This window comes from Candidatus Erwinia dacicola, from assembly GCF_001756855.1.
Classification (GTDB): domain Bacteria; phylum Pseudomonadota; class Gammaproteobacteria; order Enterobacterales; family Enterobacteriaceae; genus Erwinia; species Erwinia dacicola.
Window position 1 is genome coordinate 1 of sequence record NZ_MAYS01000273.1, and the last position, 13148, is coordinate 13148.

Sequence of the window (13148 nt, forward strand, 5' to 3'; positions counted from 1 at the left end):
TTCATGGTTGGGCGCTCTCAGAAGAGGCGATTCAATCTCCTAACCATCAAGCAGGCCACGCGCCTGTAAAGTATCAGACTATTATTTCCAGTTTCGCGTAGGCAGCAACCAGCCACTTAATGCCCTGCCCCTGGAAGGCAACCTGCAGACGACTGTGTTCGTCGCTACCTTCCAGATTGACGATTGTCCCTTCACCAAACTTGGCGTGGCGCACGCGCTGACCAAGGGCAAAGCCGCTGTCATTTTGCGTCACCGGCGTGCCCATGCGCTGATGATTCACCGGGCGGGTAACGCTGGCGCGCAGGCGAACTTCCTCGATGCACTCTTCCGGCAGTTCGCCGATAAAGCGCGACGGACGGTGATACACCTCTTTGCCATACAGACGTCGGGTTTCCGCATAGGTCAGGGTCAGCTTTTGCATAGCACGCGTCACGCCAACGTAGGCCAGACGACGCTCTTCCTCCAGCCGCCCGCCCTCATCTAGCGACATCTGGCTCGGGAACATCCCCTCTTCCATGCCGACAATAAACACCTGCATAAACTCCAGCCCTTTGGCCGAGTGTAGGGTCATCAGCTGCACCGCATCCTGCCATTTGTCGGCCTGGCCTTCACCGGCTTCCAGCGCGGCATGGGACAGAAATGCCTGAAGCGGCATCAGGTTTTCATCTTCATCCTGATAGGCATACTGGCGCGTGGCGTTCACCAGCTCCTCAAGGTTCTCAATACGCGCTTGGCCTTTCTCACCTTTTTCCTGCTCGTACATGATCCACAGGCCAGAGTCTTTGATTACCCGGTCAGTCTGTACGTACAACGGCATCTCAACCGTTTCCTGCGCCAGCGAATCAACCAATTCGGTAAAGCGCTGAAGAGCAGAGGCGGCACGCCCAGCCAGCGCTTTCTCCTGCAAGAGTGCGCGCGTAGCCTGCCACAGCGTGAGCTGGCTCTCGCGTGAAGTCTGGCGTACCACATCCAGCGTGCGGTCACCAATACCGCGCGTTGGCGTATTCACCACGCGTTCGAACGCCGCGTCATCGTTGCGGTTAGAGATCAGGCGCAGATAGGCCAGCACGTCTTTGATCTCTTGGCGTTCGAAGAAGCGCATCCCGCCGTAGATCCGGTAAGGTAGGCTGGTTTGCAGCAGCGCCTCTTCCAGCACGCGCGACTGGGCGTTACTGCGGTAGAGAATGGCACAGTCGTTCAGTGCACCGCCGTTCTCCGTCCACACCTTAATTCGGTTCACCACAAAGCGCGCTTCGTCCAGCTCGTTAAACGCGCAGTAGATAGCGATAGGCTCACCGTCGCTGTCTTTGGTCCACAGCTCTTTACCTAAGCGCCCGTTGTTGTTGGCGATCAGGGTATTGGCGGCTTTCAGAATGTTGTTGGTCGAGCGGTAGTTCTGCTCAAGACGGATAGTTTCTGCGCCGGGAAAATCATTGAGGAAACGCTGGATATTTTCTACCTGCGCCCCGCGCCAGCCGTAGATTGACTGGTCATCATCGCCGACGATAATCACTTTGCCGCTATCGCCCGCCAGCATGCGGATCCAAGCGTACTGGATGTTGTTGGTATCTTGGAACTCGTCCACCAGAATATTGATAAAGCGCTTGCGGTAGTGATTAAGAATATGCGGCTTGTTCAGCCACAGCTCGTGTGAGCGCAGCAACAACTCGGCGAAGTCTACCAGCCCGGCGCGATCGCAGGCTTCCTGATAGGTCTGGTAGATCTTCAGCGAAATCTGCTCAATCAGGTTGCCGTAGCTTTCGATATGTTTCGGCCGCAGCCCTTCATCTTTTTTGCCGTTGATGTACCACATCCCCTGACGGGCGGGCCACTGCTTCTCATCAAGGTTCATCGCATTGATGAGGCGCTTAAGCAGGCGCAGCTGGTCTTCACTGTCGAGGATCTGGAAATCCTGCGGCAGGTTAGCATCGAGGTGGTGCGCACGTAGCAGGCGGTGCGCTAGGCCGTGGAAGGTCCCGATCCACATGCCGCCCTGACTGGTGCCGATCAGCTGTTCGATGCGGTGGCGCATCTCCGCTGCCGCTTTATTGGTGAAGGTCACCGCCATGATCGAATACGGAGAATAGTTTTCAACCGCCATCAGCCAGGCAATGCGATGTACCAGCACGCAGGTTTTACCACTGCCAGCACCGGCCAGCACCAGCAGGTTGCTGCGCGGGGCGGCTACGGCTTCGCGTTGTTTGTCATTCAAGCTGTCGAGCAGGTCAGAAACGTCCATAAGCACCGTCGAAGATCGGGGGCGGCGTCAGGCCACCCCCTAGATATTTAACCAGCTTATTATACAAGCGCAGTTAAAGAAGCCAACTGCGAAATTTCCAGCGTGGGAAGCAGGCGGGTATCGTCGATATGCATCAGATTCCCTTCACGCAGGTTAATCCAGCACGCCTGCATCCCGCAGCGAACTGCACCGGCAACGTCGGTGGTGAGATCGTCACCGATATGCAGGATCTGCTCGGGGCGCAGATTCAGCTTTTCAGCAGTCGTTTGATACATATCCTGATACGGTTTCGCGCGCCCGTCTGGACCGGCACGCAGCACAAACTGGAAGTAGTGATCCAGCCCGCACAGATGCGGTTCAGCGTTACCGTTTGTGATCGCCACCAGCGGAATGTGTTTGGCCAGCGCGGTTAGCGTCTGGTGCGTCTCTTCAGGAATTTCGATCTGGCTGCGCCAGTGGGCGAACACGTCCATCACCTCGTGCGAGCCGTTGGCGGCTTGGGTGGCAACAATGCCGACATCCAGCATCGCCTGCTCAACCGCACGGCGGCGCCATTCGCTGACGTCATGATAGATTTCCGGCTCGGCGGCCAGCAGGCGATCGCGCACCTGCTGATACTGTTCAACGCTGTAATCCTTCAGTAAAGGATGATGCGCCTGCAGCGCAGCGTGGGACTCTTTAGTGGTACGACGGATAACCGGGGAGTTGTCATACAGAGTGTCGTCGAGGTCGAAGGTCATCGCCGCAATCGGGCGCAGTGGTCGGTAAAAGTGCATCAGGATTTTCCTCGTTTCGCACGGGGATGAGCAGCATCGTAAACCGACGCTAGGTGTTGAAAGTCGAAATGAGTATAGATCTGAGTGGTGGTCAGGTTGGCGTGACCGAGCAGCTCTTGCACCGCGCGCAAATCGCCGCTGGATTCCAGCATATGCGTGGCAAAAGAGTGGCGCAGTTTGTGCGGATGAACGTGGCCAGACAGCCCCTGCTTCACGCCCCATTCGGCAAAGCGCTTCTGTACGTTGCGCGCCGAGATACGCCGACCCTGCTTCGCCAAAAACAGCGCGTAATCTTCGGGTGCAAACAGCTCGCGCAGCGCCAGCCAGTATTCAAGCCACAGCACCGCCGTGCGGCCAATAGGCAGGCGGCGCTCTTTGCTGCCTTTACCCTTCACCCAGACTTCACCCGTCGCGAGGTCGAGATGACCGAGATCGATACCAACCAGTTCAGACAAGCGCAGCCCTGCGCCGTACATTACTTCCAGCATCGCACGGTCACGTACCGCCAGCGGATCGTTAAGGTCAATCTCCAACAGGCGATTCACTTTATCGACATCAATATTTTTTGGCAGGTGGCGCGTCGCACGCGGCGTCGCCACGCCTTTCGCCGGATTCGCTTTAATCACGCCCTGGCTAATCAGCCAATCGAGAAAACTGCGCAGCGCAGAGAGGCGCAGCGCCAAGCTGGCAAGTTTCAGGCCGCTGCGGCTGCTGCGTGCAGCCAGCGAACGTACCAGCGCGGCATCGAGGCGCAGCCAGTCGCTGACTTTGAGTTCGTCCAGCAGGGCGATAACTGCCGTCAGCTGGCGCTGGTAGTTGATCTGGGTCAGTGGGCTGAGCTGACGCTCAACCTTCAGGTAACACAGGAAGCCCTCTACGGCAGGTTGCAGAGGAGATTCGCTGCTCACGCGCGCTCAACCCAGCGCGACAGCAGCTGCGGCAGCATCAGCGCCAAGTGCTGCAGCAGGACGGTACCCATCCCGGACTGATAGTGCTGGCTGTCGCGGCTGCTGAAGATCAGCACGCCAAGATCGGCTTCTTCGCCCAGCAGCGACATCGCCACCGAGCCGATGGCTTTCGCCTGCGGCAAAAGCAGCAGCAGTTCTGGGCCGTTGAGGCTGCCAAGATAATGATTCTGCTTACCGAGACGCTGAATGCGCACGGATTCGAAAGCCTGACGCGGCAACGCCAGCTGGGTAAAATCGGAGGGCGCACCGATATTCCATTTATCGCTGAACAGGTGGATATTTGCCCCGGCCAGCCCGAATTCACGCGCCCAGCGGTGCAGGCGATTCAGCATTTCGGGCAGGCTCGGGGCCGAAGCCAGCTGCGCCTGTAGCGCAAACAGCCGATCGAACAGCTGCTGGTTGGCACTCGCCTGCTCCATCAGCAACGTAATCTCTTCTTCCAGCTGCTGGATATGGTTGCGCTGGCGCGCCAGCTGCCACTCGACCAGCGACACGGTGCCGCGCACGGGGTGCGGTACCAGCATCTGTTCAACTTGGCGCGCATTGCGGATAAAGAAGTCTGGATTTTGCAGCAGAAAATCGCTGACAGCGCGATCGTCCAGTAGAAGTTTGCTGGTTTCCTGCTGTGGATCCCCGACATATTTCATAGATAAATAAACCCGTCGTAAACGTGAGTGGCTGGCCCGGTCATATACAGCGGATGTCCCGGACCTTTCCAGGCGATGTTCAACGTGCCGCCAGGCAGGTCGACCCGCACTTTATCGCTCAGCAGCGCCTGCTGAATTCCCACTGCCACCGCTGCACAGGCTCCGCTGCCGCAGGCCTGGGTTTCCCCCGCACCGCGTTCATAGACGCGCAGGCGAATGTGTTCGCGGCTGCCCACTTCCATAAAGCCGACGTTGACGCGCTCCGGGAAGCGCTCGTGGCTTTCCAGCACTGGTCCGAGAGCGTCGACTGTGGCGGTCTGAATGCTTTCAACCTGCAGCACGCAGTGAGGATTGCCCATCGACACCACGCCGCACATGATGGTCTGCTCGGCGGCGCGCATCAGGTAGATAGATTCGGCTTTGTTAGCGCGGAACGGCACCTGCTGCGGCTCAAAATTTGGCTCGCCCATATTCACGCACACCAGTTCATCTTGGTTGACGCTCAGCACCATGCGGCCATTTTGCGTACTGACGCGAATATCGCTTTTGTTGGTCAGCCCTTTCAGGCGTACAAAGCGGGCAAAACAGCGCGCGCCGTTGCCGCACTGCGCCACTTCGCTGCCGTCGGCGTTGAAGATACGGTAGTGAAAATCGAGATCGGGATCGTAGGGCGGTTCGACGATCAGCAACTGATTAAAGCCGATCCCCAGATGACGATCGGCTAGGCTGCGGATCAGCTCTGGAGAGAAATAGACGTTTTGCGTGACGGCATCCACAACCATAAAGTCGTTGCCAAGGCCGTGCATTTTTGAGAACTGCATTTTCTGCTCCGCCGGGTGCGTCATGGGTTACTGAGCTGGTTGCACACTCGTCACGCCGCTCGCAGGCGTTTGCCCGGCATCGGTGGATGGAGTTGTTGATAGCGTCGTTTGGGTGGGTTGGGTCACCTGTGACTTCGGCTGTTCATCCTTTGGGAAATAGAGTGGCCCTTTAAGCCCGCATCCCGCCAGACTGACTACAGTCAGTAACAGTGCCAGCTGGCAAATCGTTTTCTTCATTCTTTTTTGCTCGTGAAAGATACCTATTGCTGTCTATCATCGCAGGTGAAGTTCGAAAAGCAACAGGAAAAGCGAATAACGCAGCAGAAGCCACCGCGACTCTGTTAATGTATCTGATAGCGCTGGGCGTAATCTTCGCTGGAGCCGCTTTCCGGTAGCGTGGCGCACAGCTGCGTCAGAGTCTGGCTGCAAAACGGGATGACTTGGAAGCGATCATCAAGCGGCACAATCTGGTAGAACTGCGGCAGATTGAAGTTGATAAAGCTGGAACCATAGGTGAAGCGGTCGTGTGAAGAGGAGTAGAAGCGGCTGACGTCGCGCACCAACTCTTCTTTACTGCCTTCGCAATGGTGATAAATCTCAACGCGGTTAGTTTCATTAAGGATATAGATATTGAAGCCGCGATCGTCGCGAGTGTCTTCAAAGAAGAATTGGATAATGCCTTCGCTGGCGTAGCCGTTCACCACAGCCGGCAAGCGCGCCTGGTCAGTTTCCACCTTCAGCGACAGGCCGTGCAGCTTGTTGTTGGAGATAGCACCGTAGAACTCTACCGCATTTTCCAGCTTATGCACCGACACGCTGAGACGCTCAAAGAACAGCCCCCACGTCTGACCCGCCACACGCAGCGCTTTAAAACGGCCCGGCTCATGGCGGGTACTGGAGAGACGCAGCTCAACGCACTCGGACACCAGCTGCTGCACGCGGGTACGGATCAGTCCGCGCAGATGCTGGCTGTAGCAGAACACCTCAACATTATCCGGCGGTGAGGCGTCCTGATGCATTTTGCCGAGGATGGTTTTCAGCGCATCGATCACCGACTGATCGCCGTTGAAATGTAGGGTGCGCACTTCATTCCACGAGTTACGATACAGCAGATCGATGCTGCCAATGAGGCACTGCTGCTGCTGCCCGAAGCTGAATACGTCCAGCTTGCGGAAATCAAAGTGAACCACCTGATTGCGGAACGCGACCGTCGGATCATATTCGAGGTTGACGATAATGGCTAGATGGCGAATTTCGCATGGGGTGTAGAGCGCTTTAGGCGTCGGAGAAGGCAGATGCGGCGGGAAATGGTGCGACACATCGGCCACCAGCTCCTGCAGACGCGCTAGATTGCAAATCTCATCGCCTTTAATATGCAGTCTTGTTTTGCTGGTCAGCAATCCGTTGAACCATGCCCACGCCACCAGCTTGTTGAGATAGCGGTTATATTCCAGCGGCTGATGGCTGATGATCGAGCTCATATCCGGCGACTGGTTGTACAGATACCAGCCCGCACGGTTGGCGTGACCATTAGGCACGTGAATAAAGGTCAGGTGCTGCTCAGAGAGGTCTGGGGAGATCTGCGGGTTCAGCAGCGTGACTTTCCCCGGCAGCGCTTCGAACGCAGCATACAGTTTACGCGTCAGTACTCCAATATCCTGCGGGCTGGCACTCACGCTTAAATTGTTGCGCCGCGCAAAGCGGATCAGGTTGCGATAGCTCTGCATCATAGCGTCCAGCAGCTCGTTGTGCGCTTCGCGTACCTGGCTGATTTTCCAGTTGGCTCGGCTGTCGAGCATCGCCAGACATTCGCTGTCCCAGCCCCACTCTTTTACCTGCTGACTGAGGATCTCGCGGCGCCAGCCGGCATCCTCTGTCGCGAGGGAGAGCTTCTCGTACACTTTCAGATAGAAGCAGCGGCGCAGTAGGTCAAGGCGCGCGTGGTCGTCGATGCTGGTTAGATAATGCGTTACCCGCTCCAGCATCATGCAGTAAGGATCCAGCCCGTAACAGACGATTTCTCCGTCGTGCAAGCGCTGTTTGATATCCATTGCTAGCAGGCGGGTGACCGGATATTCCCACGAATAGGCTTCCAGCAGCAGGGTTTTCAGCACCGCTTTGTACGGCGAGTCGATACTTTTATACAGCTGCCACAGGCTGGCACCGAAATACTCTTCCGCCGACAGCGTGCCGAGCCCACCAAGGTCGAGCCACTCGTTGGGCATCAGGACACCCTGCTGATACAGCGACATCACATAGTCGTCGTAATGCTCTTCCTCTTCACGCGGCACCATATTCCACAGAATACGTTTGCCCGCCATGCGCACGGCGGTGCGATAGAACTCATCAAGCAGCAGAATGTGCTGGGTTGAACCGCAGTCTTCGCCGCCAAGGCTACCGCTCTCATTATGACGGAAGCGGTTTTCATCAATCAGGAAGAAGCTGGCTTCCACGCCCATAGAGGCGCACCACTTCTGCAGCAGGGTGCATTTTTTCTGCAGGCTGAGGCGCTCGTCATTGTCCAGCCACGACTGATGGCAGACCCAGATATCAAGGTCAGAGGTGTAATTTTGGCCAATAGATGAGGTGCTGCCCATGGAGTAAACGCCGGTAATCGGCATTTCACCCGAGGTGGGAATGGCAGCAAGGTATCTGGATTTATCTTTCAAATCATTAAGATAGCTAATCTGGCTTTCATCAGGCGTGTAGAAGCTGATGCCATGTGGAACGTTACCTTCAAGATAACCCGGCATTAGCGGATGATGGCAATGTAATAAGGTCGGCAGCAGACTGTAAACCTGTTGGAATGCAGGTCCCATAGCAGCCAGTGCGCGGTCAACGCGCAGCTGGTTAATAGCATCCAGTCTCTGTTTCAGTGTCTCAATGTAGAGGTACAAGACGTCTCGCCTGATTATCCCAGTGCTTACACCCTTATGGACTGAAAAGGGTATATATAAAGTTCGGTTTCCGAAGTCTGCTGCTTGCTTTTAAAATAGTCGTGCAGATTTTTGCTGGAAACGCGATCAATCTAACACCTAGCAGATTGACCGTAAAGAAAAGTTGCGCTATTTAAATAGTTTAGCACATTTTGAGTTCAACTCACTGCAATACGTCCGTGTGCCGCCGTTTAACTGACAGCCTTCCCAGTCCAATGATAAGATAATCACAGTGAACGATCAAAACGGTATCAAGCATGTTAGACAAAATTTTAAGAATTGCCACCAGGCAAAGTCCGCTGGCCTTATGGCAGGCGGAGTACGTACAGCAGCGTTTAATCACCAGCCACCCGGGCCTGCGCGTCGAACTGGTGCCGATGGTCACCAAGGGTGATGTGATCCTCGACACGCCACTGGCGAAGGTGGGTGGCAAGGGTCTGTTCGTCAAAGAGCTAGAACAGGCGATACTGGAAGGCCGCGCCGATATTGCCGTGCACTCGATGAAAGATGTCCCGGTCGCTTTTCCTGAAGGTTTGGGGCTGGTAACGATCTGCGAACGAGAAGATCCGCACGATGCGTTTGTATCCTATCATTATGATTCGGTCGACGCGCTGCCGCGGGGCACCATTGTCGGCACTTCCAGCCTGCGCCGTCAGTGCCAGATCAGCGCACGCCGCCCGGATCTGGTGATCCGCTCGTTGCGGGGTAACGTTGGCACCCGCTTAGGCAAACTGGATGCCGGAGAGTATGACGCGATTATTTTGGCCGTCGCCGGATTAAAGCGACTGGGTCTTGGCGATCGTATTCGCCAGATCATGCCCGCAAAGGAGTCGCTTCCAGCCGTTGGCCAGGGCGCGGTTGGCATTGAGTGCCGCCTTGATGACGCTTACACCATCGGGCTACTGGCCGCGCTGGATGATGCAGACACCGCCTGCCGCCTGCTGGCTGAGCGTGCAATGAACACCCGGCTGGAAGGTGGCTGTCAGGTGCCCATCGGCAGCTTCGCGCTGCTGGATGATGACCAGTTGTGGCTGCGCGGTCTGGTGGGTTCACCGGACGGCAGTCAGATGGTCAGCGGTGAACGCCGTGGCCCGCGCGCGGATGCCGAGAAAATGGGCATTTCTCTGGCGGAAGAGCTGCTGGATAATGGCGCGCGCGAAATTCTCGCCGAGGTTTATCAGGGAAATCCACCGACTCCACCGACATGAGTATCCTGGTAACCCGTCCGTCACCTGCCGCAGATGAGCTGGTCAGCAGTTTGTGTGCACGCGGTCAGGTTGCTTGGCCCTTCCCGCTGATTAAATTTACTCCCGGGACTCAGCTGGATCTTCTGCCAGCACGCCTGAGCGCATTGCAGGAAGGGGATCTGGTGTTTATTCTCTCACAGCACGCCATTCACTATGCTCAGCCCGCGTTAATGCGCGCTGAAGCAACATGGCCCGCCAGCCTGAACTATTATGCTATAGGCCGCAGCACCGCGCTGGTGCTGCATACCGTCAGCGGTTATGACGTTGTCTGGCCGCACGAGCAGGAAAACAGTGAAATTCTCATTCAACTCCCCGAGCTGCAGGCGGTCGCTGGCAAGCGGGCGTTGATTCTGCGCGGCAACGGTGGGCGTGAATTACTGGCGGAAACTTTGCTTAACCGTGGCGCTCAGGTAGAGTTTATTCAGTGCTATCAACGGTGTGCAAAGTATTACCACGGCGCGGAGCAAGGCCGGCGCTGGCGCAACCAGGGAATAGATACTCTGGTGGTCACCAGCGGTGAGATGCTGCAACAGCTTTACTCGCTATTCCCCGAGGTCGATCGGGATGAATGGCTTCTGCACTGTCGGCTTGTTGTCGTCAGTGAACGTTTGGCTACCCTAGCTAGGGCATTGGGCTGGGCGAACATCTGTGTCGCTGGGGCAGCCGATAATGATGCGTTACTACGCGCACTTAATATGGGATGAGCCATTATGACGGAACACAAAGATTCCTCCGCCATTGTTGAAGAGACTACCCCAGCGGTTGAAACCTCAACACCTGAATCTACGCCAGCGCGTAAAGCGAAAAATAGCGCCACCGTGCTCAGCATTGTTGCGATTGCACTGGCAGTGGGCGGTGGCTTCTATATGTATGGGAAGCATCAGGCTCAACAGCAGGCCGCTGCTAGCCAAGCACTGGCCGCACAACTCTCTGACCTGCAGCAGCAGTCGGTCAGCGACCGGCAATCTCTTGTTCAGCAGCTGACGACGCAGAGTAGCGCACTGGATACGGCGCGTCAGCAGCAAACGGCGATGAGCCAGCAGCTCGACGAACTGAAAGAGAAGGTAGCCATTATTTCCGGCAGTGATGCACAAACCTGGCTGCTGGCACAGTCCGACTACCTAGTGAAAATGGCCGGGCGTAAGTTGTGGAGCGATCAGGATGTCACTACCGCTGCCGCGCTGCTGAAAAGCGCCGACGTCAGCCTAGCCGATATGAACGATCCCAGCCTGATCGAAGCACGTCGCGCCCTAGCGCAGGATATCAGCACACTTTCCACCCTCAGTCTAGTCGATTATGACGGCATCATTCTTAAGCTAAATCAGCTGTCTAACGGCGTGGATAATTTGCGCCTTGCTGACAACAACAGCGATGATGAGCCAATGGATGCCGACAGCGGTGAACTCTCTTCATCCCTGCGTGAATGGCGCCAGAACTTGGTGAAAAGCTGGCATAATTTTATGGATGATTTCATCACCATCCGCCGCCGCGATGCCACCGCGCAGCCGCTGCTGGCACCGAATCAGGACGTTTACCTGCGTGAAAACATCCGTTCTCACCTGCTGATTGCCGCCCAGACCGTACCGCGCCATCAGGATGAAATCTATAAGCAGTCGGTCGATACCGTTTCCGCCTGGGTGCGTGCTTGGTTCGATACTAACGATGCCAGCACCAAGGCGTTTCTCAACCAGCTCGATGAACTGAGCCAGCAGAGCGTGTCGATGGACGTGCCGGACACGCTGGGAAGTCAGCCAATGCTGGATAAACTGATGCAGACCCGCGTACGCAACCTGCTGGCACATCCTTCTGCGCATGCCGCTAAACCCGCGCAGCGGGGAGAATAATCATGTTAAAAGTTCTCCTGCTTTTCCTGCTGTTAATCGCTGGCGTGGTGATTGGCCCAATGATCGCGGGCCATCAGGGCTATGTGCTGATCCAGACCGATAACTGGAATATTGAAACCAGCGTGACTGGCCAGGTGATTATGCTGGTGCTGTCGCTGCTGGCGATCCTCGCTATCGAATGGCTGCTGCGCCGCATTTTCCGCACCGTTGCCCGCACCCGTGGCTGGTTCACCGGCCGTAAACGCCGCAGCGCCCACAAGCAGACTAATGCCGCACTGATCAAGCTGGCGGAAGGTGATTATCAGCAGGTAGAAAAACTGCTGTCGCGCCATGCCGATCACGCTGAGCAGCCGATGGTCAATTATCTGCTGGCCGCTGAGGCTGCCCAGCAGCGCGGTGACGAAATTCGCGTCAATCAGCATCTGGAACGTGCCACCGAGCTCAACGACGGCGATCCGCTGCCGGTTGAGATCACCCGCGTGCGCATTCAGCTGGCACGCAATGAAGATCACGCCGCCCGTCACGGCGTTGACCGCCTGCTAGAGATTGCCCCGAGTCATCCTGAAGTGCTGCGCTTGGCCGAGCAGGCTTACGTGCGAACTCAGGCATGGAGCGCGCTGTTAGATATTCTGTCAGAGATGGAGAAAGTGCAGGTTGGTGATAAAACTCATCGCGTTGCGCTACAGCAGCAGGCGTGGCTGGGTCTGATGAGCCAAGCAATGGTCGATCAGGGCAGCGATGGCCTTAAGCGCTGGTGGCAGAATCAGAGTCGTAAAACGCGCCATGAAACTGCATTGCAGGTTGCCATGGCCAATCACCTGATCGTCTGTGACGACCATGACACCGCGCAGCAAATCGTTCTAGGTGGCCTGAAGCACCAGTATGACGAGCGCCTAGTGCTGCTGATGCCGCGCCTGAAAACCTGTAACCCCGAGCAGCTGGAAAAAGCATTGCGCCAGAAGATTAAGCAGCACTGCGCCACGCCACTGCTGTACAGCACGCTGGGGCAACTGCTGATGCAGCACGGGGAGTGGAAACAGGCCAGTGAAGCCTTCCGTTCCGCGCTCGCGCTGCGCCCGGACGCGTTTGATTATGCTTGGCTGGCGGATACGCTGGACCGACAGCACAAACCGGAAGAAGCGTCCATCATGCGCCGCGACGGCCTGCTGCTGACGCTGAAAAACACGCCGTAACCTGCGGTCGGGCATGCAACTTCCTGAAGGAAATCTAGGGTAAAAAAAGACCTGCCATCTGGCAGGTCTGAATTTCTCTGATTCTTAAAATTCTATCTCGATGATTAATATACGTTTAAAAGCCCATAAGCAGAAAAATCTGTTCGTGGGCTGTCGTCGAAAACCAACAACTTCCGCTTGAAGGCGTCTTCAATCGGAGACAGTAAATGTAAGTATTAGTAAATAACCTTTAAAACAATTATATACACATCACCGAACGGAGATGAAAGGTAGGGATGGGCCACTGCTTTGGTCCCTTCGCCGAGCCCGCTTTAGAACTCCCGTTTAACGATAATATAGCCGTTTATTAGGCGTCAATTACTCTGACTGGGTCGCGCCAATTACTTTGGCCTGTTTGTAATCTTAGCGTCATGTTTCTTCTTTCTCTTTCTACGGAGAGGTTGTGACGCTTAATATCAGAGGCACTGTTGCAAAGAT

Annotated in this window: 11 protein-coding genes; 4 read left to right on the forward strand and 7 right to left on the reverse strand. The window is 56.1% G+C overall.

Annotated features, from left to right (window positions below):
• Positions 1-73: 73 nt before the first annotated feature.
• From uvrD to BBW68_RS08215, 7 genes are all read right to left on the reverse strand, one after another.
• Positions 74-2239: a DNA helicase II gene (gene uvrD / locus BBW68_RS08190; RefSeq protein WP_070134845.1), complete on the reverse strand. Its 2166-nt coding sequence runs from the start codon at positions 2237-2239 to the stop codon at positions 74-76.
• A gap of 59 nt (positions 2240-2298) precedes the next feature.
• Positions 2299-3015, reverse strand: coding sequence for a 5-amino-6-(5-phospho-D-ribitylamino)uracil phosphatase YigB (gene yigB, locus BBW68_RS08195; protein WP_070134847.1), 717 nt, complete (start codon positions 3013-3015; stop codon positions 2299-2301).
• Complete coding sequence (xerC, locus tag BBW68_RS08200) at positions 3015-3923, reverse strand: tyrosine recombinase XerC (protein WP_070134849.1); 909 nt, start codon at positions 3921-3923, stop codon at positions 3015-3017. Before xerC ends, yigB begins: the two co-directional genes overlap by 1 nt.
• A complete protein-coding gene (locus tag BBW68_RS08205; RefSeq protein ID WP_070134851.1) occupies positions 3920-4630 on the reverse strand; it encodes a DUF484 domain-containing protein in 711 nt (236 codons plus the stop codon). Before BBW68_RS08205 ends, xerC begins: the two co-directional genes overlap by 4 nt.
• Positions 4627-5451: a diaminopimelate epimerase gene (gene dapF, locus BBW68_RS08210; RefSeq protein WP_070134863.1), complete on the reverse strand. Its 825-nt coding sequence runs from the start codon at positions 5449-5451 to the stop codon at positions 4627-4629. The genes BBW68_RS08205 and dapF overlap by 4 nt, the downstream gene beginning before the upstream one ends.
• A 27-nt stretch (positions 5452-5478) precedes the next feature.
• A complete protein-coding gene (lptM, locus tag BBW68_RS20315; RefSeq protein ID WP_083264846.1) occupies positions 5479-5688 on the reverse strand; it encodes an LPS translocon maturation chaperone LptM in 210 nt (69 codons plus the stop codon).
• Between the two features lie 104 nt (positions 5689-5792).
• Entirely contained in the window at positions 5793-8348 is a 2556-nt protein-coding gene (locus BBW68_RS08215; RefSeq protein WP_070134853.1) for a class I adenylate cyclase, read from the reverse strand.
• A 296-nt stretch (positions 8349-8644) separates the two neighbouring features.
• Here BBW68_RS08215 and hemC point away from each other — a divergent pair, with 296 nt between their 5' ends.
• From hemC to hemY, 4 genes are read left to right on the forward strand one after another with little or no spacing between them, the layout of a single operon-like run.
• The gene (gene hemC / locus BBW68_RS08220) at positions 8645-9595 is read left to right on the forward strand and encodes a hydroxymethylbilane synthase (RefSeq protein WP_070134855.1); all 951 of its coding nucleotides are present in this window, start codon (positions 8645-8647) and stop codon (positions 9593-9595) included.
• Positions 9592-10338, forward strand: a complete 747-nt coding sequence (gene hemD, locus BBW68_RS08225; protein ID WP_070134857.1) for a uroporphyrinogen-III synthase — start codon at positions 9592-9594, stop codon at positions 10336-10338. Before hemC ends, hemD begins: the two co-directional genes overlap by 4 nt.
• 6 nt (positions 10339-10344) lie before the next feature.
• Positions 10345-11478 (forward strand): uroporphyrinogen-III C-methyltransferase, encoded by a 1134-nt coding sequence (gene hemX / locus BBW68_RS08230; RefSeq protein ID WP_070134859.1) that lies wholly within the window; start codon positions 10345-10347, stop codon positions 11476-11478.
• A 2-nt stretch (positions 11479-11480) separates the two neighbouring features.
• Positions 11481-12671 (forward strand): protoheme IX biogenesis protein HemY, encoded by a 1191-nt coding sequence (gene hemY, locus BBW68_RS08235; RefSeq protein WP_070134861.1) that lies wholly within the window; start codon positions 11481-11483, stop codon positions 12669-12671.
• The last annotated feature ends 477 nt before the right edge of the window (positions 12672-13148 follow it).